This is a genomic window from Pseudomonas sp. MYb541, from assembly GCF_037479595.1.
GTDB lineage: Bacteria > Pseudomonadota > Gammaproteobacteria > Pseudomonadales > Pseudomonadaceae > Aquipseudomonas > Aquipseudomonas canadensis.
In genome coordinates, this window is the sequence record NZ_JBBGYS010000022.1 from 53,773 (window position 1) to 77,864 (window position 24,092).

Annotated in this window: 37 protein-coding genes and 4 pseudogenes; 20 read left to right on the forward strand and 21 right to left on the reverse strand. The window is 52.8% G+C overall.

The annotated features are described in order from the left end of the window. The first annotated feature begins 22 nt into the window (after positions 1-22). Together WH299_RS15355 and WH299_RS15360 are read left to right on the forward strand one after the other, a co-directional pair. Positions 23-604: a hypothetical protein gene (locus WH299_RS15355; protein ID WP_339550683.1), complete on the forward strand. Its 582-nt coding sequence runs from the start codon at positions 23-25 to the stop codon at positions 602-604. A 159-nt stretch (positions 605-763) separates the two neighbouring features. Continuing rightward, positions 764-1,591 (forward strand): DUF2971 domain-containing protein, encoded by an 828-nt coding sequence (locus tag WH299_RS15360; protein WP_339550684.1) that lies wholly within the window; start codon positions 764-766, stop codon positions 1,589-1,591. 38 nt (positions 1,592-1,629) lie between these two features. On the opposite strand, the gene WH299_RS15365 is transcribed toward WH299_RS15360, so the two are convergent. Beyond that, positions 1,630-2,241 (reverse strand): hypothetical protein, encoded by a 612-nt coding sequence (locus tag WH299_RS15365; RefSeq protein WP_339550685.1) that lies wholly within the window; start codon positions 2,239-2,241, stop codon positions 1,630-1,632. Between the two features lie 109 nt (positions 2,242-2,350). Between WH299_RS15365 and WH299_RS15370 the strand changes: the two genes are divergently transcribed. Further along, positions 2,351-3,529, forward strand: a complete 1,179-nt coding sequence (locus tag WH299_RS15370; protein ID WP_339550686.1) for a toll/interleukin-1 receptor domain-containing protein — start codon at positions 2,351-2,353, stop codon at positions 3,527-3,529. 70 nt (positions 3,530-3,599) lie between these two features. Here the strand turns inward: WH299_RS15370 and WH299_RS15375 are convergent, their stop codons facing one another. The 4 genes and pseudogenes from WH299_RS15375 to WH299_RS15390 form a co-directional block, all read right to left on the reverse strand. Continuing rightward, positions 3,600-3,923, reverse strand: coding sequence for a hypothetical protein (locus tag WH299_RS15375; RefSeq protein ID WP_339550687.1), 324 nt, complete (start codon positions 3,921-3,923; stop codon positions 3,600-3,602). A 69-nt stretch (positions 3,924-3,992) separates the two neighbouring features. After that, positions 3,993-4,187 carry a hypothetical protein gene (locus WH299_RS15380; protein WP_339550736.1) on the reverse strand — a complete coding sequence of 65 codons (195 nt, stop codon included), beginning with the start codon at positions 4,185-4,187 and terminating at the stop codon, positions 3,993-3,995. A gap of 2 nt (positions 4,188-4,189) precedes the next feature. Beyond that, a pseudogene (locus tag WH299_RS15385) lies at positions 4,190-4,339 on the reverse strand (siphovirus Gp157 family protein); the annotation flags it as partial. Next, a complete protein-coding gene (locus tag WH299_RS15390; protein ID WP_323986445.1) occupies positions 4,336-5,061 on the reverse strand; it encodes a hypothetical protein in 726 nt (241 codons plus the stop codon). The gene WH299_RS15390 and the pseudogene WH299_RS15385, both read right to left, overlap by 4 nt. A 123-nt stretch (positions 5,062-5,184) precedes the next feature. On the opposite strand from WH299_RS15390, the gene ykgO reads away from it, so the two are divergent. Continuing rightward, positions 5,185-5,340, forward strand: a complete 156-nt coding sequence (gene ykgO, locus WH299_RS15395) for a type B 50S ribosomal protein L36 (protein WP_339550690.1) — start codon at positions 5,185-5,187, stop codon at positions 5,338-5,340. Here the strand turns inward: ykgO and WH299_RS15400 are convergent, their stop codons facing one another. The 12 genes from WH299_RS15400 to WH299_RS15455 form a co-directional block, all read right to left on the reverse strand. Then, entirely contained in the window at positions 5,341-5,532 is a 192-nt protein-coding gene (locus WH299_RS15400; protein ID WP_339550691.1) for a hypothetical protein, read from the reverse strand. Between the two features lie 357 nt (positions 5,533-5,889). Next, complete coding sequence (locus tag WH299_RS15405; protein ID WP_177049250.1) at positions 5,890-6,105, reverse strand: hypothetical protein; 216 nt, start codon at positions 6,103-6,105, stop codon at positions 5,890-5,892. Continuing rightward, positions 6,102-6,539 (reverse strand): hypothetical protein, encoded by a 438-nt coding sequence (locus WH299_RS15410; RefSeq protein ID WP_305453996.1) that lies wholly within the window; start codon positions 6,537-6,539, stop codon positions 6,102-6,104. Before WH299_RS15410 ends, WH299_RS15405 begins: the two co-directional genes overlap by 4 nt. 770 nt (positions 6,540-7,309) lie before the next feature. Then, entirely contained in the window at positions 7,310-7,561 is a 252-nt protein-coding gene (locus tag WH299_RS15415) for a DUF1654 domain-containing protein (RefSeq protein ID WP_339550693.1), read from the reverse strand. A gap of 169 nt (positions 7,562-7,730) precedes the next feature. Further along, the gene (locus tag WH299_RS15420) at positions 7,731-8,141 is read right to left on the reverse strand and encodes a VOC family protein (protein WP_339550695.1); all 411 of its coding nucleotides are present in this window, start codon (positions 8,139-8,141) and stop codon (positions 7,731-7,733) included. Positions 8,142-8,358: 217 nt separating this feature from the next. Beyond that, entirely contained in the window at positions 8,359-8,685 is a 327-nt protein-coding gene (locus WH299_RS15425) for a DUF2388 domain-containing protein (protein WP_339550696.1), read from the reverse strand. Between the two features lie 149 nt (positions 8,686-8,834). Beyond that, complete coding sequence (locus WH299_RS15430) at positions 8,835-9,179, reverse strand: hypothetical protein (protein ID WP_339550697.1); 345 nt, start codon at positions 9,177-9,179, stop codon at positions 8,835-8,837. A 99-nt stretch (positions 9,180-9,278) separates the two neighbouring features. Next, positions 9,279-10,043, reverse strand: coding sequence for a DUF1828 domain-containing protein (locus WH299_RS15435; protein ID WP_164671568.1), 765 nt, complete (start codon positions 10,041-10,043; stop codon positions 9,279-9,281). Beyond that, positions 10,040-10,564, reverse strand: coding sequence for a hypothetical protein (locus WH299_RS15440; RefSeq protein ID WP_164671569.1), 525 nt, complete (start codon positions 10,562-10,564; stop codon positions 10,040-10,042). Before WH299_RS15440 ends, WH299_RS15435 begins: the two co-directional genes overlap by 4 nt. Before the next feature lie 133 nt (positions 10,565-10,697). Beyond that, on the reverse strand, positions 10,698-10,916 hold the full coding sequence (locus WH299_RS15445) for a hypothetical protein (protein ID WP_339550699.1): 219 nt from the start codon (positions 10,914-10,916) through the stop codon (positions 10,698-10,700). After that, a complete protein-coding gene (locus WH299_RS15450; RefSeq protein WP_339550700.1) occupies positions 10,913-11,146 on the reverse strand; it encodes a hypothetical protein in 234 nt (77 codons plus the stop codon). The genes WH299_RS15445 and WH299_RS15450 overlap by 4 nt, the downstream gene beginning before the upstream one ends. An 18-nt stretch (positions 11,147-11,164) precedes the next feature. Further along, positions 11,165-11,821: a LexA family protein gene (locus WH299_RS15455; protein WP_177049267.1), complete on the reverse strand. Its 657-nt coding sequence runs from the start codon at positions 11,819-11,821 to the stop codon at positions 11,165-11,167. 109 nt (positions 11,822-11,930) lie between these two features. On the opposite strand from WH299_RS15455, the gene WH299_RS15460 reads away from it, so the two are divergent. The 7 genes and pseudogenes from WH299_RS15460 to WH299_RS15490 all read left to right on the forward strand — a co-directional run bounded on the left by WH299_RS15460 (position 11,931) and on the right by WH299_RS15490 (position 15,521). Next, complete coding sequence (locus tag WH299_RS15460; RefSeq protein ID WP_024075251.1) at positions 11,931-12,110, forward strand: Cro/CI family transcriptional regulator; 180 nt, start codon at positions 11,931-11,933, stop codon at positions 12,108-12,110. An 82-nt stretch (positions 12,111-12,192) separates the two neighbouring features. Beyond that, a complete protein-coding gene (locus WH299_RS15465; protein ID WP_122683786.1) occupies positions 12,193-12,615 on the forward strand; it encodes a phage regulatory CII family protein in 423 nt (140 codons plus the stop codon). Positions 12,616-12,680: 65 nt separating this feature from the next. Then, the gene (locus tag WH299_RS15470) at positions 12,681-13,538 is read left to right on the forward strand and encodes a replication protein (protein ID WP_122683784.1); all 858 of its coding nucleotides are present in this window, start codon (positions 12,681-12,683) and stop codon (positions 13,536-13,538) included. Next, positions 13,528-14,337, forward strand: coding sequence for an ATP-binding protein (locus WH299_RS15475; protein ID WP_339550702.1), 810 nt, complete (start codon positions 13,528-13,530; stop codon positions 14,335-14,337). Before WH299_RS15470 ends, WH299_RS15475 begins: the two co-directional genes overlap by 11 nt. Further along, positions 14,337-14,534 (forward strand): annotated as a pseudogene (locus tag WH299_RS15480) (hypothetical protein); the annotation flags it as partial. The gene WH299_RS15475 and the pseudogene WH299_RS15480, both read left to right, overlap by 1 nt. Next, positions 14,512-14,976: pseudogene (locus WH299_RS15485) on the forward strand (recombination protein NinG); the annotation flags it as partial. The pseudogenes WH299_RS15480 and WH299_RS15485, both read left to right, overlap by 23 nt. After that, the gene (locus WH299_RS15490) at positions 14,973-15,521 is read left to right on the forward strand and encodes a hypothetical protein (protein ID WP_068936747.1); all 549 of its coding nucleotides are present in this window, start codon (positions 14,973-14,975) and stop codon (positions 15,519-15,521) included. The pseudogene WH299_RS15485 and the gene WH299_RS15490, both read left to right, overlap by 4 nt. Before the next feature lie 129 nt (positions 15,522-15,650). Here the strand turns inward: WH299_RS15490 and WH299_RS15495 are convergent, their stop codons facing one another. Next, positions 15,651-17,423 (reverse strand): sensor domain-containing phosphodiesterase, encoded by a 1,773-nt coding sequence (locus tag WH299_RS15495; protein ID WP_305377723.1) that lies wholly within the window; start codon positions 17,421-17,423, stop codon positions 15,651-15,653. Between the two features lie 385 nt (positions 17,424-17,808). Here WH299_RS15495 and WH299_RS15500 point away from each other — a divergent pair, with 385 nt between their 5' ends. The 7 genes and pseudogenes from WH299_RS15500 to WH299_RS15530 all read left to right on the forward strand — a co-directional run bounded on the left by WH299_RS15500 (position 17,809) and on the right by WH299_RS15530 (position 20,179). Beyond that, positions 17,809-18,042 carry a hypothetical protein gene (locus WH299_RS15500; protein ID WP_068936743.1) on the forward strand — a complete coding sequence of 78 codons (234 nt, stop codon included), beginning with the start codon at positions 17,809-17,811 and terminating at the stop codon, positions 18,040-18,042. 76 nt (positions 18,043-18,118) lie between these two features. Further along, positions 18,119-18,304, forward strand: a complete 186-nt coding sequence (locus WH299_RS15505; RefSeq protein WP_099491193.1) for a zinc finger domain-containing protein — start codon at positions 18,119-18,121, stop codon at positions 18,302-18,304. 8 nt (positions 18,305-18,312) lie between these two features. Further along, positions 18,313-18,636: a hypothetical protein gene (locus tag WH299_RS15510; protein WP_092489149.1), complete on the forward strand. Its 324-nt coding sequence runs from the start codon at positions 18,313-18,315 to the stop codon at positions 18,634-18,636. Between the two features lie 173 nt (positions 18,637-18,809). Beyond that, on the forward strand, positions 18,810-19,145 hold the full coding sequence (locus WH299_RS15515; RefSeq protein ID WP_099489835.1) for an MFS transporter: 336 nt from the start codon (positions 18,810-18,812) through the stop codon (positions 19,143-19,145). Beyond that, a complete protein-coding gene (locus tag WH299_RS15520) occupies positions 19,142-19,477 on the forward strand; it encodes a hypothetical protein (RefSeq protein WP_122555118.1) in 336 nt (111 codons plus the stop codon). Before WH299_RS15515 ends, WH299_RS15520 begins: the two co-directional genes overlap by 4 nt. 59 nt (positions 19,478-19,536) lie before the next feature. Then, positions 19,537-19,899 (forward strand): annotated as a pseudogene (locus tag WH299_RS15525) (NlpC/P60 family protein); the annotation flags it as partial. A 25-nt stretch (positions 19,900-19,924) separates the two neighbouring features. After that, entirely contained in the window at positions 19,925-20,179 is a 255-nt protein-coding gene (locus tag WH299_RS15530; RefSeq protein ID WP_339550703.1) for a hypothetical protein, read from the forward strand. Here WH299_RS15530 and WH299_RS15535 read toward each other — a convergent pair. Continuing rightward, a complete protein-coding gene (locus WH299_RS15535) occupies positions 20,172-20,402 on the reverse strand; it encodes a hypothetical protein (protein ID WP_081253158.1) in 231 nt (76 codons plus the stop codon). The two genes, WH299_RS15530 and WH299_RS15535, sit on opposite strands and share 8 nt — an antisense overlap. 237 nt (positions 20,403-20,639) lie before the next feature. On the opposite strand from WH299_RS15535, the gene WH299_RS15540 reads away from it, so the two are divergent. Both WH299_RS15540 and WH299_RS15545 read left to right on the forward strand, forming a co-directional pair. After that, positions 20,640-21,815 carry an AAA family ATPase gene (locus tag WH299_RS15540; protein WP_339550705.1) on the forward strand — a complete coding sequence of 392 codons (1,176 nt, stop codon included), beginning with the start codon at positions 20,640-20,642 and terminating at the stop codon, positions 21,813-21,815. Further along, a complete protein-coding gene (locus WH299_RS15545; protein ID WP_339550707.1) occupies positions 21,812-22,558 on the forward strand; it encodes a hypothetical protein in 747 nt (248 codons plus the stop codon). Before WH299_RS15540 ends, WH299_RS15545 begins: the two co-directional genes overlap by 4 nt. 132 nt (positions 22,559-22,690) lie before the next feature. On the opposite strand, the gene WH299_RS15550 is transcribed toward WH299_RS15545, so the two are convergent. Then, positions 22,691-22,903: a hypothetical protein gene (locus tag WH299_RS15550; protein ID WP_339550708.1), complete on the reverse strand. Its 213-nt coding sequence runs from the start codon at positions 22,901-22,903 to the stop codon at positions 22,691-22,693. Between the two features lie 190 nt (positions 22,904-23,093). Then, positions 23,094-24,080 carry an HNH endonuclease gene (locus WH299_RS15555; RefSeq protein ID WP_339550709.1) on the reverse strand — a complete coding sequence of 329 codons (987 nt, stop codon included), beginning with the start codon at positions 24,078-24,080 and terminating at the stop codon, positions 23,094-23,096. Positions 24,081-24,092 lie beyond the last annotated feature (12 nt).

A 24,092-nucleotide genomic window follows, 5' to 3' on the forward strand; every position in this document is an offset into this window, starting at 1 on the left:
TAGTTCCGGGATCTACAGGGGAGTGGGTTATGAGCTGGGAAGCATTTCATTTTGGATCGAACATCACCCAGGATTAGCGGCATGGGTTCAAGCGATTGGATCGCTTTTGGCATTGGCTGTTGCTATAGGTGTTGCACGGAACCAAGGACGCCAGTCGCGAAAGTTGTTTCTAGACCAGGTTAACCACGCATCGGAAGAAGCAAGGCTTCAGCGTATTGCGTCACTGAGGGCTACAGTTGAGGTTGCTGAAATTGTTGCTAGGCGCGTTATTGAGGTGGCCAGTAAGATGCCAGACATCATCATTGAAGGGAGTGCGCCCCGCCATAAAGACGCGCTTGAGGCGGCGGTACTATGGATCGCAAAGCTGCCAATTTATGAGCTACCTGGAGCCTTGGTCGCGAGGGATGTGCAAAACATAGCTTTAGCCGCAAATCGAATGCTCAAAGTTCTAGATAGAATTTCCTCCGAAGGGATTCTTTCAGGTGAGAACTACAAGTCTTTGTGCGGGCTTAGCTATGCCGCCGAAAAAGCGTTGAAGGGAGCATCTTCATTTGCTGATGAATACAGAGGTGGAACCGACGTGATTAGGGCTGCTGACCTCTGATGTTACTCAGCTAAAAATTGCGGGTTGATAGACGCTCAGTAGGCGGCGAGCACGCCCAGCGAGCGCCCGGCCTAGGTCGCTGCACACGCTACCATAAGTGATGGGCATGATGATTCCTCGCCGGTATATTGGTTAGATTAAAATCATGGATGGAATAACTTGAAAATCTTTCACTACACCGATGCAACTGCAGTTAAGTCGATTCTTGAACATGAAAAGATGTGGTTGACCGACGTTCGCTATCTGAATGACTCAGAAGAGATGCACAATGGAATCTCCAAGCTTGTGCAATACATGAGGCATCGAGTAGAAAATTTCCCACATCCGCACGAGTTTTTTGAGGATGCAGCCAACTATGTCGAGAGTGGTCTCGTTGGAAAGGCTGGTTATGGAATAGAAAATCGGCCCGTTTTTATAGGGTCATTTACTCAGGAAGGTGACCTATTAAGCCAATGGAGGGCCTACGGCTCATACTCCATTGAGTGCGATGCCGACTATGTTCCTCAAGAGCTTTTTAGGTGTGTGTATGACGACGACATAAAGTTAGATCAGGCATCTGATAAAGTTCTTTTAAATTTGATTACTATAGCGAAGGATATGGCGACAAACTCAGGGTTTCTGGATCGAGATGGTTATGAAGCTTTTTCCGATATCATTGGATTGGTTGCCACATTCAAGCATGAAAGTTTTTCAGAGGAGCAGGAGGTAAGAGTTATCCTCGGACACGACATCGATCCTGAAATTGAAGACGGACTTGACGTTGAGTTTCGAACCAGAGGAAATATTCTCATACCTTATGTCAAGGCCGATTTACCCTTCGAAAGTATTCGGGCGATTCATATTGGTCCAATGCGCGACCAAGAACTCGCTTACATCTCCATGAAGGCCTTTGTAGACAAATTACATCTAAAACGTGACGTAACGATCCATAACTTTAAACATAAAATTGATGTGATCAAATCTACAATCCCTTATCGAGCTCCGTGAGATAGGTGGGGGGCTGGTCAGGGAGTGTTGCTTGTTCCTCAGTTCCGGCAGGCTTCTCGATAGCGCTGCGCATCGCTGATGAACCGGCCGCAGCCATCGCAATTGAACATCATCATTTTGGGCCTTCTCGGCTTTGGCAGCTTGATGCCGGTGCCGCGCAGGGCTTCCTTGATGTTCACGTCATTGCGTTCGACCAACCGGCGGCTATGCGCGTCGATGTAGGGTCTGGGCCAGACCACTGCGCCTGATTGACCGAGCTTTCCGATCCAGATCACGATGTGAGCTCTCGGCACCACGACAGCCTTGGAAAGGTCGCTTGTGAACACGCCATCTTCGCAAAGCCAAATTAGGTTGTTGCCGTTCCAGTACTGCGGCTTTTGGATGTAAAACTCGGCTGCGTCGGGGTGTTGGTCCAGCGCCTCGCTCAAGGTGACATTCTGGCAATCGACACCGACTCGCGCCCTGGCATCGACGTAGGCCTTGGGCCACGGGATATCAGTGTCGCGGTGATCGCAAGCACCGTCCCGTGTGAACACCTGAGCCTTGGCCAGATCGGTGAGATATCCAGATCCGCCAAAGCCCCAGAACGACAACCCGTCACCAACGTAGGCGTGGCTGCGACTGTCTTGCAGGTAGAACTGATCGTCCATGGATTATCTCCAGTCAGGCGCCGCCCTCCGTTTACCGGATGCAGCGAGTGGGGTGGCTGGAAAGAGGGCTTTGATGTAGATTTCCTCTCTTTCAGGGAGGGGCGCCACTATGTCGGCAGAAGCAATCAAGGTGTTTATTTCATATTCACATGATGACGAAGAGCATAAAGAGTGGGTGTTGAAACTTGCGTCAGACCTAAGGGGCAGCGGACTAGACGCGATCCTTGATCAGTGGGATTTGGTCCTAGGTAGTAATCTTCCAAGATTTATGGAGCAGGGTCTAAGTTCCTCAGATAGAGTATTGGTGATATGTACTGATAATTACAATAATAAATCGAATGCTGGTAAAGGGGGAGTGGGCTACGAGGGGCAGATTCTTACTGCCGAGATGTATCGTAAGCAAGATAGCGTCAAGTATATCCCTATTGTAAAAGGTGCTACTACTGAGCCTAAAACTCCGACTTGTTTGGATGGGCGTATGTATATGGATTTTACAAATCCGGACTCGTACGACAATAATTTTAAGGACTTGATACACGATTTGTACGGCGTCAAGCGTGTACCTAAGCCTGCGCTTGGCCCGAGTCCTTTTCTAGAAAAACCAAAGCCGAGGCCAGAACTTTACACAAGCACTGCCGCTTTTTTCAGTGAGCGATTTGGTAAAGCATTTCCGGGTGTAAGAGGCATACAGTGGTTCGATGTGCCAAAGCTGGCTGTAGATCGATTGTGTTTGTTATTGAAAGAGCCATTGGTTTTTTCAAATGTCTCCCCAGTTTGGTGGTGGCGTAATGGTGATTTACAAATTTCATCCATCAAAAGAGAAGGTGAAGACTTTCTTTTAATGGATGGGCAAGAACTTTGGGTGAAGCGCATTGCGGCTGTTGATCCTGGCGCCTATTGGCAGCAGTTCGTGTATGTTGAGGTTTTGCCGATGCCTGCTACAGGTGTCTATCCAGACATGGATGTCGAGAGGCACATCGAATCCAGAGGCTATGCCTCTGAAGAGTTTGGCTTGTTTAAGGGGCGCTTCATATCAAGAGAGGAATATGATGATGGAGCTGCAGTCATAGATGGTAATGTGGAGTCGCTCGACGGAAATGCGGAGCTTAGAGCCCGTTACCTATCTCCTTACAATTTTATAATCGCGCCAGTAGGGTCATGCATCAACAATCAAGAGTTTGACAGCGTTAGGCAGGAGATGATGGATGGAATGCTCAAGGGTACTACGAGTATTGAAGATCTCGCCAAACTCGTTCGAAGGCTTCCGAAAAATAGAGACTCGGCCTAGACAAAGCTATCAAAGGTTTTAGGTTTTAGGTTTCACGATTCCATGGTGCGCTCGATGTTTTTTGGTTGCCTCAAAAGGTGGGAAACTCATCACCTGGATCGCGTCGCAATTCCTTTAAGCTTTCCTCTTCGAATAAACGCGCCACGTTTTCGCTAATAACGATTTCGTGGCGCGGATAACGCAAGAACTCGATCAGCTCGTGGTCGGGCATCAAGTCCATCTTCATGATGGCGATCTGCAGGACTTCGCTGATGATCGGCACTTTGCTGCGTAGCCGAATACGCTCCATGGCCTGCTCGATACCCGGCCTCACCTTGTGCCGCAATTCCTTCTCGGCGACCGACAGGCGCTTCTGCGCAGCCTTCGCCGATCTTTCCTGAACAGTCTTGGCCATGGCCTACCTCTTCTATTCCGCTGGCCGGCAGTGCGAGCCAGGTTTGACGTTTGCGTTGCTGGATGCTGGCTATGCGGCGCATGTAGTGCTACCACGCCGCGCTTTGGGATAGTCGATGCCGTGGGCGGTGATGATCCGCTCGAAGGCCTTGTTGCCAATCGCCAACTTTCCGCAGCATTGGCGACGAGTGATCCCCAGTTCCAGGAATGCACGGATCCGCTCGGCGTATTTCGCGTCGCGGGCTTCGTCGGCTTCCCGCCGCACAAGATTCTGACAACGCTTTCTGCCTTGTCACTGAACTCGCCCTGGATCTCGTCCATGGCGTGCTGCAGTGCCTCTTTCAGCCCCTCGTCGTCGGTGTCAGCCATTGCTTGAAGTTCGGCTAGCTTGCCGGTGAGTGTGTAGAGCTGGGTCATGCTGTAGCCTCCTTGTCGGCGTCGGTGATTCTTTTCCATTCCAGCGAGACACGTTCGGCGCCCTTGGTGTCCTTGCGTAGGGTGAGTTTGCGCACGGCAACGTCATGGATCTTTTTCAGCTCTTGTGGAGACTGGGCGCCGGCCATCGTGTCGATAATCGACTTGATATAGTCGAGACGCTCTTGTTTCTGCCGTGCCTCTTCCGCGATTTTGTCTTCAGCCTGGTCCAGCTTCTCTTCGTCTTTGAGTTGGTTAACGTATTCGTCGTCGTCGAACATTCCCAGGAACACGTCGGCGCTGAAACCGAGCATTGACAGGGATTTCTTTATTGCGTCGGTAAGCGATTTTTTCGGCGCCTCACCGTCGGTAGTGGTGCCGTACTTCGACTTGTAGAGGTACTTGGTGCACCCGTACTGCTCGATCTGGCCGCGCTTGCCATCCAGCTCAAACCAGAAGTTGATTTTAATGGTGTGGTTAAGCTCAAGCCCTAGGGATGCGCGCTTGTCGCCCTCACCAACAAACATTTCCGCGCCCGGGTCGAATCGCTCTTCCATCACCGACCATCCAAACCCGATTCCAACAGGCCCGAAAATCTCGGTCGCCTTCATGATCATCGCCGTACCGTTCAGGCTGGTGATCTTCTGGCCGCCAACCTCGGCAGCTTTGGTGTAGCGGGTATCGGTGGTGCTGACCTTTTCCCAGATCTGCATGTTCGTCGACATGGGGATTCCTTGCCGCGATGCTCGCAGCGATGAAAGGGGTAGGGGAAATAAGAGTTGATAAACGTTCTTATTCGTATTTAAGATACGTAATAACGTATCAACTCAATGCAAGGAGCCTCACCTATGAAAGTGCTGTCCTCACTCAAAGAAGCTAAAAGCCGTCATCGCGACTGCCAGATCGTGAAGCGCCGGGGCCGGATCTACGTGATCTGCAAATCCAATCCGAAATTCAAAGCGCGGCAGGGCAGTGCGAAGAACAAGAACAAAGGCAAAGGATGATCAGCTCTGCCGCTCAACTCGGTAGCGCAGGACCTGGAGCACTCGACCGCCGTAGCCAGGTTCTGCGTACTGCTCAACCGGTGCACCGAAGAATCCACGGCGCTCGGCCAACCTGTACGCCTCGCGTAGATTGTGAGCGCTGATATCCTCAAGCTGCTCGTCGATCAGTGATTGGACTGGTGCAGTAGTCATGGCCTTCTCCTTGTATATGCGCCGCTGATTCTGATGTGCCCGCGAATGGTTTTTTCGACGAGTGACGTGTCTAGATCAATGGTTCTAAGGGCATTAGGGGTTGTCACCTCAGAATTTGGTGTTTACTCTGAAAATGTTCGAATTGTTACGAATAATTTCGGAAGCGCCTGTTTGTGAGGCGCGATACTTCAGGACGAGGAACGAAAAATGTTTTCACACGAAGGTCCCGCAATAGAGCTGATGGTGTTGGTTTTTTGTCTGGCTGGGCTGCTTCTGGTTGCTTGGTTAATTCACCATCTGTACGAGCGTAAAAACGGGAAAGGCGTTAAAAAACAACAAAATCGTAACGCAGGTCGTTCAACTTAGGATCGTTGCAGTTCTATCCATTTGAGCCAGCCGCTTCCGGCTGGCTTTCAGTAACCACGCGCTGTAGTGGTGAAATTCATCCGCTGTGAAGGTGCCGCTGGTGAAGTGACACACTATTAGTTTTTCAACCAGTGCCTCTGCAAAAACTGTGGAGTCGGGATGATCCAAGGCGAGCAGGGCGGTCGAAACTTCGACGTGCGGGCTCATAGCTCGTCATCCACGTCGTCTTCGGCTTCCTCACGCTCTGCTGCTAAGGCATCGGCGGCGTAAGGCCTTAGCAGGTCCATGGCGAACCCTTCGACTGTCTCGACTGGGCGCTCATTGCTAAGCAAGTCAGACGCATGATTGCGTGCCTCGCCCTGGCTGCCCAGGATCGCCGATAGAAAGAGGCGGGCAAACGAGTCTCGCTCATCCAGACCATCAATCTGGCGCTGATTCAGGATGCCTTGCAGGTAGGTGCAGAATCTGTCGAACGTCACCACCTGTGGCTGGCCGTGGCGGCGCTTCCACTTGATATCCATCCCGCGCACCAGTCGTTCCGCTGAGTGGTCCAGCCACTCCTGCTCCTGGCTCACCTCGCTGACCTCTGGAGGCAACTGAGCGTCGTAACGCTCCTGGCATATCTTCAATGCTGCGTTCATGTTCGCCTCCAGGTTGGCGGATATAGATCCAACAAAATTCGGCTGCACTCTTTCGCTCCGCTGACTGCCGTTGGGCGCGGAGGGGAGTGCATGCGAGTGTTGTCTGGGTAATGCAGAGGGGATGCTGCGAGGAGGTGCCAACGGCCGGCGATCAAGCCAGGCCGTCAGCAAAATGGACCTTTACTCTACTGAGCAGATCCAGCGGTGATTTTGCCGATACGGGGCACGGATGAAGTGGACATCAGAAACTAGTTTCAGACCGCGCTCCCGGAGTGCCTCTGTCAGTTGTACGAGTGTCTCTGCTTGGATAGTCATTGCTGTTACCTCGTCAGATTTACTACGTTCATAATTCTTGACCGGAGGGACAACGGGCTAATTCAAATTTTCTACAGCGCTGATTGATGCATCCGCATCGGGGTGTGAACTGCATGACGTTTGTCTGCCTTCGCTCTCGCGCTGGCTGGCGGTACTCAGTTCACACTCCGATGCAGCCTGGCTTCTCAGGTACGGACCTCCAGCCAGGTGACCGGGCAGTTAACGACAGGCTGTCGTGCCGCTGGTTGTTCAGACGGCACGTTCCAGTTCGCAGCATTGTTCGTAAGGGGTGTCGCTAAAGAGCGGCGCAGCTTTCGCTGCTGGCCGGCGTTCTTCGTAGCTGGCTTGGGTTGAATTTAAGCAAGCTGAAATCAATGTGTCAAGCATGCTTAATTAAATAATTCAGATTGCTGAAATTCACAGGCGATAAAAAGCCCGCTCATCGGCGGGCTCTTTTATGAGTCGCAGTACTCGCGCCAGCCGATCCGGACGGCTCCGCCTTCCAGGTGCTCGACCCTTATGCCGGCGGTGTCGCCGATATCCTGGATGACCTGGCGCCACGCTTCAGGGCTTTCGTCGTCGCGCCTGGATACCTCCACCAACTGAATCCTCTGGACCCGGGGAGAAGCGATCAAGCCTTGCAGGCGGCGGCCAACAAGCTCGTAGGAGTTTCGTGGTTTTGATGCGGAGTAGGGTGCCTGGTTCATGCCTCGCTCCTTGCGAATACTGTATGCATACACAGTATTAGCGCTGACATATCTTGGCAAGAGGGTGGCAAGAAGTTTCATGCACAAATGCATATTTTAAGGTGAGTGCATTCCGTTAGGTATGAAAAAGCCCGCGTTGGCGGGCTTTAAGCGAATAGGTGAGCGGCGGCTACCCCGCCAAGTCCAAGTCTCCACGATGAGCGATATGTACCTTGTTGCCATCTGGATCACGTAGGTACGCACCGTAGTAGCCGTCACCATAGTGGGGACGTTGGCCAGGTTCACCTTCATCAGATCCGCCCGCAAGAAGCCCAGCTGCATAGGCGCTGTCTACCGCATTTTGAGATGGTGCGGTGAAAGCCACCATGCTGCCATTCCCTGCTCCGGCTTCATTGCGGTCATAGGGGCTGTACACATAAAAACGAGGGAGAACGCTTTCTGGGTTAATCCAGCATGCCGAAGGTGGACCGCCATCAGGCGTTACAGGCCTGCGGCAAAGCCCTAGGGGGATTAGCACTGCGTCATAGAAGGTCGAGGCCTTATCAAGATCGTTTGTCCCAACGGTTACGTGACTGAACATCCTGTATTCCTACTTACGAAGGCGAGGCGTTATCGTGTCATTTTGACGGTGGGCGTGTATAGCGGTCGTCGGGTAAGTCGGGGAGGGCGAGTGTCGGCCCTACAAATCGCAGACAAAGAAAAGCCCGCGATGGGGAGTAGCGGGCTTAAAGGGATGATCGCTAGGAGCTGGGGTAACCATAAGCGCCCGACTGTGAAAGGGATGTGAAAGGTCGCGCTCAGTAGGACGTCGCGATCGATTTGGCGAGTTGCATATCAGACATGTGGGGCGACTTATAGCTTAATCGGTAGTGTCGTGATGCTTGCTCAAACTGGGCACCGCGAATCTCTCCATCAGAACCAATGAACGCCAGAGCGTCGGTCTTGGCTGACTTGAAAACCTTTGGCGGCTCGGTCGTTAGGGATGTGGTCGCACCAATCAAAATGGTCGGTGCGGAGATTGTGAGAAATAACGCGGCAGCGATGGGGTTGGCGCCATCACCTGATACGGCCTGCGTGCTGACCGATGCCAGTAGGGCGATCGCCAGGGTCTTCCATGAGTCCATGCTTCGTTGCGTCCGTTGCGTTCAGAGGGCGCCACCATAGCAGAGCAGGACGCTAGCCAGATACAAGAAGCCCGGCGCTGGGCCGGGCTCGATGATGGCTGCTTATGCCGCTACCGCCAGGGTATCGGCTCTCACAAGCACCAGGATATTCACAAGGCGGCCTTCAGGAGGACTTTGCATTCGGCGTCGTATTTTTCACGCAGCTTGGCAGTGCTAGCTGGCGTCATCGGCCCTGGTGTCTCTTTGTGCAATTCCACCATTTTTTGCGCAACTTCTTCCTGGGCCTGCGGGGTGTAGCCAGCGTGCACCAATAGTACATAGGAGGCTCTTGAGGACTGACTGCGGCTTATGTCTGGCTGGTCACCAGCTACTGAAAGCACTTCGTAGTAAGCCGCGCAGTGGATGTCTCTTTCTTTTTTGGTGTCGGCTTGGGCTGTTAAGGAAGTGCAGGTGAAGATGGCGCACAAGGCCATTGGCGTCGAGGATAGGCGCATGAAAAACGAGTCCATTCGAGAGGGGAGCAGATTTTATCAGCTCAAGGTGGAGAAACAAGAAGCACGGCGCTGGGCCGGGCTTCTGCATCTAAAACTTGATCAGGCTGCCTGTAGCGCTGCGTAGAGCTTCTCGCTATTTCCCTCGAAGACCACGATCGATGCGGTTTCGGCTAAGGCAACCATGGCTTGCTGAGTGGACTCATCTTCGCCGCGCTCCAGAATAACGGTGCGCTTGGTATTGTCGCCCGAATTTTTCAGATCGCCCATCTTGCCGACGGCCCCATAGATACTCGCCCAGTTCGGTTTTCCAGCAGATCCCGCGGAGATAGTTTGGATGACCATCTGATTGGCGGTTCCTGGGTTTAGCACGAAAGGAAAGGAAAGTTGATGTCCGCTAGCCCCAGCCAAAATAAAATCTCGTCGTAAGCGGTCTTTATAAATGCGCGTCAAGATGGATCCGACCTTCCGCTGGAATTTGGGCGTTTTAATTACGAGCAAATCGCTGCAGGCGTCGCCGATTCTGGAGGCGGCCTCAATGAATCTAGCTATCTGAAAACCTGCCTCGCCCTCAGGGCAGACAGTGTGAAGCTCGCCATTATCAGATAAGGACATTCCGCTCAGCTTGGCGATATCTCCGAATTTCTTGGAGCGCCTCTGATCTGGGGCTATGCCATGAGTCATGGCAGTGAACAAAATGTCGGAATTATCACTTATACGAACTAGTCCGCGCCCAATATCCTGAACGAACGCGCCTATAGCCATGCCGTCGAAGGATAGCTTGAGAGGGGATTGGATGTAGGCCAGTCCATCGTTGATATGACGGCAACGAAAGCCCAGCTGCCTGCTGATGTCTGCACAGTTCATAGTAAGTCCATTTGCCCGCTTTCTGATTGCGGCTGTCGCGGCGGCAACGTAAAGGGCGGCGCACCTGAAATATTGGCACGCTCCAGGAAGATACGCCATAACGCCTGAATGTCGGTCCGATCAATGGGCTCTGCGTATCCCGAAGATCCTTCAGGGACTGGCAGGTGCACATGAGGATGGTCCGCATTTTTCCCATAATGCGGCATGCCCTTTCCGACGGTGTTGACGTGTTCGCTTGGACCATTTTCATCAAGGGCCAGCAGCCTGGCGCCACCAGCAACAAAGGTCATTGATACCTTGTCCGGCACTCCGTCAAAGTCACTGTACTTGTGGAAAATATCTAGGAAGTAGCCCTCCTGGACGACATCTTTTATCGATATGGGGATGCGACACTTGTGGGACGCCGGAAACCCTTTCCCGCCTTGGGCCTTCCAGATGATGTTCTTGGCTCCAGCCCAGGATTTTGGGACAGAAATTGCCGCCATGGCATCTGTGTATGGAATCTTGCCGGCTTGCGCCATTCCCTGCTCCTATAATTCACGAGCCTCAAATGAGCGCGCTTCCTTTTTTGGCCCAACTGAAAACACTATGTCACTCAACTGAGTGCACGAAGCCTAACTAGGCGTCGATCGCACAACCCTTCCCGCCTTCACCTCATCCGCCCACGCTATAGAAGTGGTTTAGCGCTATCAGCTCAACCACCGCCACGATGGTGCAGAGTACAACGAAGCCAGGGCTGAAGACTCGCTTGCGACCTGATGAGCCCCAACAACTAGGACCCGCGTCGGAAATGAAAGGAAGCACCATGAGCAACGCCAACCAGGTCCATACCCAAAACTTGCTCCAGAAGCTTTGCTCTCGCCATGCAGTCATCTGGTCTGGCTCGAAGCCCGGCTTATCAGGCCAGCCTTCACCTCATCCGCGTAACCCACCAGCCTGTCAGCTTCCTCATAAAGCGTACCTACTAACCCCACCAGGGCTATGGCGTCTGTATCGCTGAGTTTTTCTGCGAGCTTACCCAGGTCGACACAGGACTCCTCAAGGTTCGAGGCGATCGCCTTGAGGTCGCGGCGCAGTTGCTGGTTTGGCTTCGTGAGGGACATAGGGCCTCCTGAAAAGCATCAGTAAAACTTCTGCAGCGCCTGAACAACCACGCCTACGATCCGACAGTTCTCGTCGACTGCCTCGATCGGGTAGCTCGGGTTCAGCGGCTTCAGGAACAGCCGGCCGCCGTCGCTCACCAGCTTCTTGAATGTGGCCTCATTGCTGTCCGGCAGCTTGGCCACCACCAGCTTACCTGGTGCGACTTCAGCCTCAGTGTCCACCAGGATCAGCGTGCCTTCGGTGATGCTCTGGCCGGCGGGCGCAGTCATCGAGTCGCCTTTGACTGTCAGCCAGAACGCCGGTCCTTTGGAGTCGTACTCCGAAAATTCATAGGTGTCCGAGATTCCAGCTGGGTAGGGTTCCACTGCTTCCGCCCAGGCGCCGGCGGCTACCCAGCTCACAACCGGGTAGCGGAATGATTTGGTGGGCTGGACGGCAGGGGAGACGTTCGACTCTGAAACCTCGCGCTCTTCACCCTCACCGATAGCAAGCCACTCGGCCCGGAAGCCAGTCGCTTTCGCCAGCGCGTAAAGGTTCTCCGGTCTGAGGCTTTTGCTCTCACCAGTAATCCATTGAGTAACGGCAGAATTTGCAACGCCGCAAAGCGATGCAATTTCTCCTTTCTTTTTACCGCTGACCTGTATGGCGCGGGCGATGCGTTCGTGTCTTTCCATGGACTCAATATTAAGTTAACTGAATTTAAGCATGCAGTAGGCAGAAAACACCGTTGATGCCATAACTTAAGCATGCTTAAATTGCGACAGGCTCGGACGAGGATGCGCAATGAACACGCATGAAGTCGCCGAATTCTTCGGCAGCAAGACAAAGCTGGCGCTAGCCCTGGGTATCCGCCCAAGCGCAGTGACCATGTGGGGCGAAACAATCCCTGAATCCAGGCAATACCAGATTCAGGTTCTCTCCAAGGGCAGGTTCAAGGCAGCAAAGAAGGCTCAGGCCGCCTGACATCCGTGTCCGCCGATCCATTGAGCAAATGATCGCTTCTGCATCGGCAGGGCGCCACGGAAACAAATTTGAGGTTTTACGAATGGAAGACTTTTTGGATGCATGTCAGGCCGCAGTGAAGGGCAACGAGCCCAAGACCCTGGCTGCAAAGATGGGTATTCCGCATGTTGGCCTGCTTCAGCGCGCCAACCCTGACAACGAGGCTCATCACCTGACCGTGGAGCATCTGTTCGGGATCCTGCTGCACACCGGCGACATGCGCCCGTTGATTGTCCTGGCCAATGAGTTCGGCTTTGACTTGGTATCGAAGTCGGCGCCGGAGCCGCAAGCGCTCACCAAGTCGCTGATCAACGTAGGAAAGGAAGTTGCCGACCTGACGATCGCGGTGCACGAAGCTCTGGACGACAACCACGTCAGCTCTTTCGAAAAGAGCCTAATCCGCCAAGAGATCAATCACGTTCGGCAGAGCCTGGACGTGATGGATGCGTCGGTGAAGGCAGCCTGAAGTTCAGACACAAAAAAGCCGACGTACGAGGTCGGCTTCTTCAACAGCTTTAAGCGAGAGAAATCATGCCAAACATTGTTGCGTTACACAACCCTCGGGGATTCACCCGTATGGACAACAGCCTTATGGAGGCGTTGGCTACAGTTGACCTGCCGGCGCGTGAGCTGCGCGTGCTCATGGCCATTGCACGCCAGACCATCGGCTATCAACTGGAAACTAAACGCCTGACTGCCGACGACATCGGCAAGCAGACCAACTTACGCCGCGACGTCACGTCGAAGGCGATCAGCCACCTCCTTGAGCGTCGGATCATTTTTCGCGTAGGTGGGAGCCGTGGCGATATCGGAATCTCTCCGGTCCGCGAGTGGTCGTTCTTCGAAGAAAAACAACCGAGTCTCACTGAGACCAAAACGTCTCACTCAGATAATATCGTCTCACTGAGACCACCTGCGAGTGAGACCAAAACTGCTCACTCCCTTCTTTATACAAAGAAAGAACCCCTATTAACTCTTTCTTCGAAAGAGATTAATCCGCCCCAGCCAAAATCCGAACCGGCGAAGCCTGATCGCAAGGCTCCATTCGGCATGGTGCAGTTGCTGGCCGACAACCCGCACAGCATCCCTGAGCAATTGCTGGCCGACTGGCTCACCCAGCGAAAGGCCAAGCGCGCTGCCGTGACCGCAACTGTCTGGTCAACCGTGAACTCCGAGCTGGCCAAGTGCGCCGAAGCCGGGATCACCGCCGACGACGCAATCACCGAGGCGCTGAATTCCGGCTGGCAGGGTTTCAAGGCCTCCTGGGTGATCAAGCGATTGGCTGAGTCCGCACCACCACAGGCGCCACAATCTCGCCACACCGGGTTTGCAGAGCGCAACTACACCGATGGACTGATCCAGCGTGAGGACGGTTCCTATGCGATCTGAGTCCGCTGAGCAACCCGCTCCTGAGCTACCGCCAGGAACACGCATCCAGCCAGGCGACTGTGAGATTCACGGTGCTTTCGAGCAAAAGGTATTCCCTGTGCTGGGCAAGGAGCTGAAGAGCGCCTGCCCTGAGTGCAGCCGGCTCGCGCGCGAGAAGACCGAGGCCGCCGAGTTGGCGAACAAGGCAATGGAGCTGCGTATGGCCATGGAGCGCAAGCTCGGCGCCGCATTGATCCCCAAGCGCTTCGCCTCGAAAACCCTGGACGGCTACATCGCCACCACAGCTGAACAGCGCAAGGCTTTGAATACCTGCCGCCGATATGCCGCGGAGTTCAAGCAGATCGCCGAGGCCGGTCGATGCTTGTTGCTGCTGGGCAAGCCTGGTACCGGCAAGACGCATCTGTCGGTCGCGATCGCCAACGAGATCATGGCCAGGTCCAGCGCCACGGCTGTGTACCGCACCATTGGTTCTGTGCTGCAGGCGATCCGTGCCACCTACGACCGCACCAGCGACCAGAGCGAAAGCCAGATCCTCTCGAGCCTGATCAGCCCCACGCTGCTGGTGCTGGACGAAATCGGCGTCAGCAAGGAGAAGCCCAGCGACTTCGAGCTGACCACCCTGTTCGCAATCATCAACGGTCGGTACGAGCAGATGCGCCCCACGGTAATCGTTTCCAACCTCGAGGCCAGCCAGTTGCCCACCGCCATGGGTGACCGATGCATTGACCGGCTTCGGGAGGGTGGGGTGATCGTGGTCCCGTTCGATTGGGAATCTCAGCGCGGCAAGGAGGGCTTCTGATGTCCGACAAAATCTCAGTCAACTGCCAGGCCAAGCTCTCCGAGGTCATCACCAAAATCAGCGCCATGTACAAAGACAAGAAGTTTGTCGTGGTGACCCTGCGCGCGGGTAAGGACCGAACGCTTGACCAAAACCGGCTGTGGTTTGGGATGTACAAGCGCATCGCAGAAATGACTCAGATCGGCGAACCAGGCGAAGGCGCGCAAGTCGCTGGCCGATATCGGCCGCAAGGAGCTGCGCGCCGCGAAGGTGAAGATCAAGACGCGCGCCCAACACATGAAAGAGGCGCAGGCCGCCTTCAATGCCTGGATTCGCGAGCGGGATATCGGCCTGCCGTGCGTAAGTTGCGGCCGGCACCACAACGGCCAATGGCACGCCGGGCACTACCTCACTGTCGGTGGCAACCCAGAGCTTCGCTTCGAGCCGCTGAACGTGTGGCGCCAGTGCGCGCCGTGCAACAACCACAAGTCGGGCGACATTGTGAATTACCGGCTGGAGCTGGTGAGGCGAATCGGCGTCGAAAAAGTGGATTGGCTGGAAGGGCCTCATGAGCCCCGGCGCCACACCATTGAGCAGTTGCAAGCCATCAAGGCCGACTACCGAGCCAAAACCCGTGAACTGAAGAGGGCTGCAGCATGACCTATCGCAACGTTGTTTCAGCAGTAGTTCGAGCCCTCGCGGCCGAGACCATCAGTTCCGCCGGCGGCTGCGACTTTGAGCCTAAGGTGCAGTGCGCCAAGCAGAAGGGGGAGATCGTCGGCAAGGAGGCGGCGTTTCTTCAGGACTGCTGGGTGTTCGGTCGGCTGCACAAGGCGCTCACCCCGGCGCACTGGCGGGCACTTGTGGCAAAGTACTCGACGCACCAGGAGCGCAAGCATGGCGCCATCCTGGAATTGCTGAACTCGGTGAAGACACCGGCGCCGAAGCGCTTCCGGGAATGCGCGGTGCTGACCTGGGCCATTCCACAAGTTGCCGGTGCCGAGGGCAAGCGCTCCGCCGCGGTGCTGCCGGCCGCCTGGTACGACATTACGAATTGGGATAACGACGGCAAGCCAGAGTCAACTCGGTATCGTTGGCGTTCATCCATACGAAATTCTTTGGATGGCCAGGTGAATGAGGCGCTGATGGTCGCTCAAGAGATCCTTGACGCCGAGGGGCTAATGGAGAACCTCATGGCATCATAATTTGCTTCGACAATGAACTGGACAAATGACCTGTACGACGTCAGCTTTGAGATGGGCAGGAGGTGGTTACAGGCTTCCCGCCGACAGGTTTTGATGGACTACAAGGACTCGGTGCCTGGCGTTCTAGTCCTATCCCGCGCTGAAACCACCTTGTGCCAGCCATTTTTCTAATGGTTCCGCTTTCAGGGGTTTTGCTATCAGGTATCCCTGAGCCTCTGAACACCCCCAGAGCGTGATTAGGTCCAGAATGCTTTGGGTTTCGACGCCCTCTGCTACGACTCTATAGCCTAATCCTCTAGCAAGCTCGATGAGTGTCTTAACTAGCCGTTTATCTTTTTCGTTCGTGTTGAGGTTTCTGATTAGTGACTGGTCTAATTTAACGGTACTCACAGGCAGTTGTCTTAGATATGTCCAGTTGCTGTAGCCTGTGCCGAAGTCGTCCACGGAAACTTCAATGCCTAACGCGCGGGCGCGGTCAAGCTGCTCAATAACTGTCTTCGGGTCTGACATGAGCATGCTTTCCGTGAATTCAAGTTCTAGATTTTTCGGCAGAATGGTGCCGTTTTTTATATATTCTGTAATTTTATTTAAGAACTTAGAGTTATCAAGATCACTGGCAGTGACATTCATGGAGATTCGTAATTCAATACCTTTGCTAAACCACTCCTTAGCTTGGTTAACTACAGCGTCAAGTACCCACAGGGTAATTGAATGTATCAGCGCAGTTTTCTCTGCTAGTGGGATAAACTCTGCGGGGCTGATAGGTCCGAGCGTAGGATGATTCCATCGGATCAATGCTTCAACATTTTCACATGCTAGACTAGGTAATGTGACTTTCGGATGGAAAACCAAGCTCAGTTGATCTTCAGACCGAACTGCATCAGACAGGGAACTCAATAGGGCAAACGCTCGCTGCTGAGCTGCGTCTAACTCAGGTTGATACATCGCCCAGCCCAAGTTTCGAACCCTGGCGTCATCAGCTGCCCCTACCACTAACCGTAACCAGTCCCTCTCTTTTGCATCGGCGATTTTCAATACTCCAATACCTGTCTGCATGAGAATTGGGATTCCTTGACAATCCACCGGTTCGTCGAAATTTGAAAGAATTTCAAGGCAGAGACCTTCCACCGGCTGGCCACTTTCTAAGAGAAACCCAAAACGCGTTGGACTGATTTTGTACAAGAGAGAGTTCTTAGGTAATAAAGACTGAAGTCTACCCTTAACGCTGAGCATTAAATTTTGAGAAAAGCTGTAGCCGAGTGCTTTTACTACGTCATTCAAAAATTTTGGAGATATAACGTCTACGGCAAAGAGATCGTGCTGAATACCACTAGAGCTTGCGAGTCGAATATCTTCTTCCAGTCTGAGTCGGTTGAAAAGGCCGGTAGGCTGATCAATAAAATTACGGGAACGTAAACCCATAATCCGCAAGACAACGAGTTGAGCGAAATAAACGAGCATTGCTGCATCTCGTTTGCTCATTGGTTCTCGAGGTGAAGTATCTATTATGCATAGGCTACCCAGAGAGAAACCATCACTTGTGAGAAGTGGCGCGCTAGCGTAATAGCGAATGAAGGGCGCGCCGGTGACCATGGGGTTATCTTTGAAGCGCTCATCGTCCTTCGCGTCCAAAACCTCTAAAGGCTTTCTGTCGTGTAGCGAGTGAGCGCAGAACGAAACGTCCCGTGGTGTAGTGTATTCTTCGATTCCAATCCGAGCCCTGAACCATTGACGGTGCTTATCGACGATAGAAATTAGCGCGATGGGGGCACTGAAGTATTCTGAAGCCATCAAAATCATTTTTTCGAAGACTTCATCGTCTTGTTCATTTTGCGGGCAGAGAGCCTCAACGCGTTTTAAGCGTTGTGCTTCGTACTCAGGAAAATGGGCGTTAACGTCCATGATCAACCTCTTGCATCACGACCATATGGCTAAACGGTATCATATCCCCCTGCAGGCCTACGACTCCATTTACCTATCGCTCCAATAGGTTAGACCCGGTCACACGTATGGCGCATGCCTCGGATACGACTGTTTTGCCGTTCGAAAGAATTTGGCAGAAATTTGGAGAACTCAGGAAAGTACAATCGGCGGAGCTACAAGAAAAAACTGATACCCAAAAAAATGTTGCACTGAGTGAGAAAATGAGAGACTATTTGTTCATCCTATCGATCTTGCGCGTGAGGGACTCACACTTGAAAGCCCCGCTTATATGTCGGGCTTTTTATTGCGCTCAGTTTGTGCAAGGTCGAAAATAGAGCTTCCGACTATAAACTGGGAGAGCGTCATGGTTTTGCGTGGCATGGCACAGATGCATGTCGACGACTTGGCGGAACGGTTCAAGAAGTTGGTTGTAGGGCAGGCTGACAACGCGGATATTCAGTTTGCGTGGGTTGTTTTTTATCAGGGCAGAATGTTCGGAGCTTATTCAACGGCCGAGCTTGCACTGAAGAAAATAACGGACATTGAGCACTGCATAAGCATCGACGAGGCCCCAGTCCCTCAAACTTCAAGCGACTAAAGTTTTTATGAAGCCCCGCCTAGAGCGGGGTTTTTTATTGCCCATGGAAGGGCGATTCAGCAAAAGGAATTTGCAGATGTTGAAAGAAATCAGATGCGGTAACTGCAACCGACTTCTCGCCCGTACGGGTGGGTTTACAGAGCTCCAGATCAAATGTTCCCGATGCGGGACGTTGAATCATGTGAAGGCCACGAGCCTCGAGCAATCGCCTTTGAGCGACATGAATGCGGAATCCTCCGCGAACAATCAGTCGACTCAATAGGTGAAAACATGGAACCAGTACAAATCGGCAGCCGTTTCAAATCTGTTGCAACCAGCTACGCCGAGGCAATTTTCACTCCGGCACAGAACGTGAATGGCGCTGTAGTTCGGACAGCTACGATGATAAGCCCCGTCGGGAACGGATTTATTAGTACCGGCACGACCATTCCGGAAGGACGCTGGGTGACCAACGTGCCCGTTATCTTGTCCGCCGTTAGCGGTTCTTCCACTCTTCCATTCTCTGTGACCATTCCTGCGGGTCAGGGCCTGTGGGTCGCAATGACACAGAATGGTGGCGGTACGGCCTACGTGACCTACGACCTTCTGCCTTAAGGCGCGGTGGGCTGCTTATGCAGCCGTTTGCTTTTCTCCTGTCCACTACTGACAGGCCAAGGCCCCGGCATTTGCCGGGGCCTTCTTTTTTTCGGCTCCACCACACCCATTGCTCTGAGCTGGGAGTGCTGCTGGGGCTGACCTATTCAAACATGCCCCACGGAGTCGAGCGCATGGAGTATCTACAGCGCCTGCTCGACAAGATCGACAGGTTCGAATTACTGATTGCGGGCCTCGTTGGGGCGGTGATCGCGAGCTGGTGGCACAAGGACGACTTGAACGACTGGCGTGCCTGGATGATCTTCCTCATCACCGGCATGGCCTGCTCGATCTACCTGACGAGCATGGTCAGTACTTACCTGGGCGTGACCGAGCCGAAGATCGTCGCCGGCATCGGCTTCCTGCTGGGTGCCTTCGGCGGCTCGCTCCTGGCGGCCATCAATCGAGCCATTAAATCCGCTGACCTCTGGGCGCTCATTCGCCAGCGGTTCGGGGGAGGCAACCCATGAATCTTGAACTGATCAACTCCATCGCCTGCGGTCTTATCGCGCTGTGGGCAGCCTGGTGCGTACTGAGCGGGAAGGTGAGGGACGGCATCCTTGGGAAGCTGATCTACACCACGATCGCCATTACCGGTTTCGTCGTGTCGGTGCGCAGCCAGAACATCTTCTTCGGTCCGACTACGGCTGGCCTGACGCTGCATGTCGCCCTGGCACTTGCCGGTGCCCGCCACATCTTCATGGTCACTTACTGGCAGCCGGTGAAAGCCTGGTTGTGCCGCATGCTGCACTGCGAGAACTGCGCTCAGGAGACTAGCGAGACCCTGCGGAGAAAGCTGTAGACCTGTTCTCGAAAAGAACTATCTCCTCTGGTAGCGTACCGATTGTGAGCGTACGCACCTATCAGCGTGAGTGGGGGATTGAATTTGAGGCCTTCCAGCGCACTGATGGCTGGTGGGAGAGTGCGGAGAACGCGAGCCTGTACGAGCAGCACTACGACGCAGCGGGCTTTGTTCGCGTCGACCGGCCGCAGCGCGGTGATCTGATCGTCATGCACGTCGGGCGGACGGCTCACCCGAACCATGCCGGGATCTACCTAGGCACTGATCCGGCTCTACCAGGGGGAGACTCGGGCGCCTTCGGACCTGGGCCATTTCTTCTGCACCACCTGTACGGCAGGCCGTCCGAGATCATAGTTTTCGGCGGCCCCTGGCATGACAGAACGCGCCTGATCCTCAGGCATAAAGAAGCAAAACAACCATGACGCGGCCGGGCCGCTGGAGCAGGGCATGCAAACCTCGCAACGCTACATGCTGACTATTTACGACCTTTTCACCATTACCGATGCTGGTATCTGCGGCGCGGAAGCCGAAGTCGCCATTCTGGATAGTGGTGTCGAGATTGATCGCATGAAATTCTCCGGCAAGTGCCAGAGCAAAGGTGGCTACAGCCGCAGCTACCAAGGCAAGCCAGGGCTCAAAGCGGCGCTTTTATCAGGGCCTGGAAGAATTGATTTTGGTTTGGCACAGGCGGTCGCTATCTAGGCTCGTCGCCACCACCCATAAAGTCATCAGTTCCGAGCCTGTGCGACCCATATTTCACAGTGTGACCATCACCTAAGCGATCAGCCTCGATCTCTGCGACATGCTTGTCGGCGTAGATGTCAATAAAGCTCCATGGATCATTACGGCCCACTGCCCATCCCAGTACCCACCCAGGCATGTCTGGGTCTGCAGGTAGATTCTTTGCGAGGCTTCTGATTGACATGCCCTATCCCTGGCTGCTGTATATGAAGGCGCAAAGCTACTACGGCTGAATCCAATCCCGTTACTGGGTTTGCGTCCAGGCTGGATGGGTGGACAGGAACATACATTCCAGAGAAGCGTCGCACGCATCGCATACGCTACGAGAGTGACGAACGGGATCTGCGGAAGAACAGGGACGTACCCTTCAGTTTGGTTTAATATCCTTCACACTTTGGAGTAGAAAATTTGGCGGTCGGAGATGATTACGGGTTTTGCAGTCCGCGGATTCAAATCGTTGGCTCACTTTAAAATTGGTGGCCTTACGGAGTTCACCTGTCTCGTCGGTCTCAACGGCGCGGGTAAGAGCAGTGTTCTTCAGTTTCTAGATTTTGCAGCTCACCTTATGAGGGGGGATGTTAATCACTGGCTCATAAAAAGAGGTTGGAATGTTTCAGAGCTCCACTCAAAACTTCGAACAAAGTCCAATATTGTATTTGCTATACAAGTTAGTGTGGCTAGCGGGGAAAGCTATATCTGGGGGGCTAGCTTTAATAGGGTGACTTGTTCATGTACAACCGAACAGTTTACTCGGGTCTCCGATAAAGAAATTGTGTTTTCTCTGGCTAAAGGTCGCTACTCAATAGGTGGTGGAAGTCCAAATAAGTTGGACTTTAATTATACTGGTTCGGTTTTGTCCTCTCTCAAACAGGAGATGTTGCCTGCTGATATTATTGATGCTAAAAATCAAATTGCAAGCATGCGATCTTTAGAGCTTTTATCACCTCATCTAATGCGAACCGCTTGGCGCGATGCTGCAGGCGACATTGGAGTTGGTGGTGAAAAGCTTTCACCTTTCCTTTATTCAATAAAGGGGGTGGAGCGTGATAATCTTTTAGTGTTGTTGCGTAAGTTTTACCCTGCCGTCGTCGATTTTAAGATAAAGCATGAGAGGGCGGGTTGGAAGAAGTTGTATATTATTGAGGAGTTTGATGGCGTGCGCGTTGAAACGGAGTCCAAGCACGTTAATGACGGCTTGCTTCGAATTCTAGCTATTATCGCCCAGTCGAGTCATGGTGACTCCCTGTTATTGTTTGACGAAATTGAAAATGGAGTTAATCCAGAGGTTGTTGAACTTCTGGTCCAGTCTCTTGCTGAGACAAAGCAACAAGTTATAGTGACCACGCATAGTCCAATGATCTTGAATTATTTGTCGGATGATGTAGCCAGGAACTCAGTTCGTTTTGTTTATCGGTCCTTTGATGGTGGTACAAGAAGTCGCCCACTTTTTGCTTCTCCAAAAATGAAGGATAAGCTTAGTATAATGGGGCCGGGAGAGGCTTTTGTTGATACTAGCTTAACACAGCTTGCTCAGGAGTTTTCTGAGTCCGATAAGGCGCTAGCTCCGGTCGAGTCCAAGGATTTAGTGTCATCATGATTATTGTTTGTAGTGGTGAGGGTGTAAGTGATTTGGGGGCCTGTTCTAACCTTCAAGGGGTCTGTAGTGGGGACGATTTTAGGTTCGGACCACTCAGTATTATTTTAGATGGACTGATAAATGATTGCCTAGGCTACAGTCCAAAAGAGGCTCTTCCTGCGACGTATAGATATTACAGTGAGGCTGCTTTGTCGCATCGCGCCCAAGAAAGGAAGAGACAGCGCCGGGGGTTTGTACTGGCAGGGAAAAAACACGGTGCCGAAACAGGATTTTTTTACATAAATGCTTGGATGTTGGGCGAGATAGCAACTGGCCTAGAAGAACAAGAACAAGATAATGCTGTGGCAGTTTTATTTCGAGACTCAGATGGTACAAATTCTTCTCCAAGGGATCTGTGGGATCGTAAAATTGAATCCATGAAGGAAGGGTTTGTCAGGGCTGATTTTTCCCGTGGTATACCTATGGTCCCGAGGCCGAAGTCAGAGGCCTGGCTTCTTTGTGCTGTAAAAGAAAACCCTTATCAGCATTGTGGATCACTTGAAGATTTACCCGGAAATGACAACTCTCCTAACGCTGCGAAGCAGATGCTTGCAAGATCTCTCGGAATGGATGCGACTGCAGATGCACTTTCAGAATGGATAGCAAATAACGGTATAAATCAGGAAATGCTAGCAGCGCAAATGTCAAGCTTTGCGAGCTTTTATGAACGAGCGAAATTTGTTTTTGGTTCTCTCAGGGAGTAATTTAAGCTGATTGCACTCGAGCTGCTATCTTGGAATATTAGTGGTACGTAATTTGGAGTGCTTTCAGAGATGAACTTATTTAGCTTGCCCCCGCCCCCTAGCTGAGTTACGAACTTTGCGATCAGCAACTTCTTATGTTTGCACTACTTGATTGACTAAAATATACAACGATCTAGCGGGATCCCTTTTCATGCTTCGGGCAGAGGCAAGGTGCCTGGGCTCGACAGAGATCGTCGCGGTCTTACCGCTGCGACTGTCAGTCACTTCCAGGTCGTAGCGCCCGAGCAGACCGTCATCGCGCTTGGTGTGGCCCAGGCATTTGAAGGTGAGGGTGGTGTCGGGCACGCTGATCTCCTATGTTGGACGGCTGAATCCGGCATACACAAAGCCCCATTCTATATAGTATAGAATGGGGCTTTGTGTATGAGGCTGAGATGAAACGACGGGCGAGATAGGGAGCGCTTGGCTAGTAGAGGCGGCGACCATGTCGTTTGATGCGGTGTCGATGCTTCAGAATTTCATCTACGCGGGCTAGCTAACAGTCAAGCCCCTTAATCGACTCAAGCGCGTGTGGATCGCAGACCTTTGATATCGAATGGAAATCAATAAATATTCTTTGCTCTCCATCTGCATAGCTAGCGATTGCATATTCGGGAAAAGTAAAGGTTATGCCGTACTCCTCCACGTTAAACAGAGAAAAATTCTCTGGCGTGGGCTCTGTCCCCGAGGCAAGCGAACCTTCGCTGTAGAGTCCGGTTTCGCCAAGTCTCTGACGAACTATATCTGCGAGTAGCGGTAGGCGATTAAGGTCACCCAATAGATGGTCAAGCGTGATCGGGGCAAACGGTTTCAGCGTGTAGTTGAGAACACGAGTCCTTCGCCCACCGTGTGCCGCACCGGTGAAATAGGTATCAATGCTGAATCTAATGCTGATGACTTTCTCGTCTCTCCGTACGATTTGGTAATGCCCTGAAAGTGCAGATTTGATGCCCATGAGGCAGCCCTGCAGCTCCTCCGGATGCTGATCCCAGCGTTCCTGATTTTCGTCAAAGTCAGCGAGTAGCTCTAAACCCCATGCTTCAATATTTCGAGATACGATACGTTCGACAGGGCTAGGGAAATCAGGGAAGTCGAATTGAAATGTGAATCCTGGAGAGCCATCGTTTATTTTGCTCAATCTACGCTTGTACTCAACAACTGGCGCTAGGAAAGCACCGTTGTCGTGTTTGCCGAATTCGCTGGCTAAATTTTGCTTGTAGATATGTAGAGATTTACGGTCGATGTCCCCGTTGTGGACGCGGCGATGACAGATTGGGCACAGCGCAATCAAGTTGGAGTACTCGTGCTTTCTGCAAGTTTCCCAAGGCACGATGTGATGCACATCGAGCTCTGTCTGGTTACAGCGAGGGATTGCACAGCGGTGGCCTGCCTCCACTAAGACTGCGCGTCGGACTTCGGCAGGAATCGCTGGCCTGGACGAGGCTGACTTCTCTGTTGCGGGGGCAGGCTTATTGGTGGGCATATGAACTCCTTG

Bases quoted from the DNA above. Each gene is read 5' to 3' on its own strand.
- WH299_RS15365 (WP_339550685.1), bottom strand. From the start codon at position 2,241: ATGGACGATCAGTTCTACCTGCAAGACAGTCGCAGCCACGCCTACGTT.
- WH299_RS15465 (WP_122683786.1), top strand. From the start codon at position 12,193: ATGGAAGACTTTTTGGATGCATGTCAGGCCGCAGTGAAGGGCAACGAG.
- WH299_RS15545 (WP_339550707.1), top strand. From the start codon at position 21,812: ATGATTATTGTTTGTAGTGGTGAGGGTGTAAGTGATTTGGGGGCCTGT.
- WH299_RS15475 (WP_339550702.1), top strand. From the start codon at position 13,528: ATGCGATCTGAGTCCGCTGAGCAACCCGCTCCTGAGCTACCGCCAGGA.
- WH299_RS15505 (WP_099491193.1), top strand. From the start codon at position 18,119: ATGTTGAAAGAAATCAGATGCGGTAACTGCAACCGACTTCTCGCCCGT.
- WH299_RS15435 (WP_164671568.1), bottom strand. From the start codon at position 10,043: ATGAACTGTGCAGACATCAGCAGGCAGCTGGGCTTTCGTTGCCGTCAT.
- WH299_RS15405 (WP_177049250.1), bottom strand. From the start codon at position 6,105: ATGAGCCCGCACGTCGAAGTTTCGACCGCCCTGCTCGCCTTGGATCAT.
- WH299_RS15430 (WP_339550697.1), bottom strand. From the start codon at position 9,179: ATGCGCCTATCCTCGACGCCAATGGCCTTGTGCGCCATCTTCACCTGC.
- WH299_RS15390 (WP_323986445.1), bottom strand. From the start codon at position 5,061: ATGTCGACGAACATGCAGATCTGGGAAAAGGTCAGCACCACCGATACC.
- WH299_RS15415 (WP_339550693.1), bottom strand. From the start codon at position 7,561: ATGAACCAGGCACCCTACTCCGCATCAAAACCACGAAACTCCTACGAG.
- WH299_RS15500 (WP_068936743.1), top strand. From the start codon at position 17,809: ATGGTTTTGCGTGGCATGGCACAGATGCATGTCGACGACTTGGCGGAA.
- WH299_RS15455 (WP_177049267.1), bottom strand. From the start codon at position 11,821: ATGGAAAGACACGAACGCATCGCCCGCGCCATACAGGTCAGCGGTAAA.
- WH299_RS15370 (WP_339550686.1), top strand. From the start codon at position 2,351: ATGTCGGCAGAAGCAATCAAGGTGTTTATTTCATATTCACATGATGAC.
- WH299_RS15425 (WP_339550696.1), bottom strand. From the start codon at position 8,685: ATGGACTCATGGAAGACCCTGGCGATCGCCCTACTGGCATCGGTCAGC.
- WH299_RS15490 (WP_068936747.1), top strand. From the start codon at position 14,973: ATGACCTATCGCAACGTTGTTTCAGCAGTAGTTCGAGCCCTCGCGGCC.
- WH299_RS15555 (WP_339550709.1), bottom strand. From the start codon at position 24,080: ATGCCCACCAATAAGCCTGCCCCCGCAACAGAGAAGTCAGCCTCGTCC.
- WH299_RS15510 (WP_092489149.1), top strand. From the start codon at position 18,313: ATGGAACCAGTACAAATCGGCAGCCGTTTCAAATCTGTTGCAACCAGC.
- WH299_RS15515 (WP_099489835.1), top strand. From the start codon at position 18,810: ATGGAGTATCTACAGCGCCTGCTCGACAAGATCGACAGGTTCGAATTA.
- ykgO (WP_339550690.1), top strand. From the start codon at position 5,185: ATGAAAGTGCTGTCCTCACTCAAAGAAGCTAAAAGCCGTCATCGCGAC.
- WH299_RS15450 (WP_339550700.1), bottom strand. From the start codon at position 11,146: ATGTCCCTCACGAAGCCAAACCAGCAACTGCGCCGCGACCTCAAGGCG.
- WH299_RS15420 (WP_339550695.1), bottom strand. From the start codon at position 8,141: ATGTTCAGTCACGTAACCGTTGGGACAAACGATCTTGATAAGGCCTCG.
- WH299_RS15520 (WP_122555118.1), top strand. From the start codon at position 19,142: ATGAATCTTGAACTGATCAACTCCATCGCCTGCGGTCTTATCGCGCTG.
- WH299_RS15375 (WP_339550687.1), bottom strand. From the start codon at position 3,923: ATGGCCAAGACTGTTCAGGAAAGATCGGCGAAGGCTGCGCAGAAGCGC.
- WH299_RS15470 (WP_122683784.1), top strand. From the start codon at position 12,681: ATGCCAAACATTGTTGCGTTACACAACCCTCGGGGATTCACCCGTATG.
- WH299_RS15460 (WP_024075251.1), top strand. From the start codon at position 11,931: ATGAACACGCATGAAGTCGCCGAATTCTTCGGCAGCAAGACAAAGCTG.
- WH299_RS15495 (WP_305377723.1), bottom strand. From the start codon at position 17,423: ATGGACGTTAACGCCCATTTTCCTGAGTACGAAGCACAACGCTTAAAA.
- WH299_RS15535 (WP_081253158.1), bottom strand. From the start codon at position 20,402: ATGTCAATCAGAAGCCTCGCAAAGAATCTACCTGCAGACCCAGACATG.
- WH299_RS15540 (WP_339550705.1), top strand. From the start codon at position 20,640: ATGATTACGGGTTTTGCAGTCCGCGGATTCAAATCGTTGGCTCACTTT.
- WH299_RS15410 (WP_305453996.1), bottom strand. From the start codon at position 6,539: ATGAACGCAGCATTGAAGATATGCCAGGAGCGTTACGACGCTCAGTTG.
- WH299_RS15400 (WP_339550691.1), bottom strand. From the start codon at position 5,532: ATGACTACTGCACCAGTCCAATCACTGATCGACGAGCAGCTTGAGGAT.
- WH299_RS15530 (WP_339550703.1), top strand. From the start codon at position 19,925: ATGCAAACCTCGCAACGCTACATGCTGACTATTTACGACCTTTTCACC.
- WH299_RS15440 (WP_164671569.1), bottom strand. From the start codon at position 10,564: ATGGCGCAAGCCGGCAAGATTCCATACACAGATGCCATGGCGGCAATT.
- WH299_RS15445 (WP_339550699.1), bottom strand. From the start codon at position 10,916: ATGACTGCATGGCGAGAGCAAAGCTTCTGGAGCAAGTTTTGGGTATGG.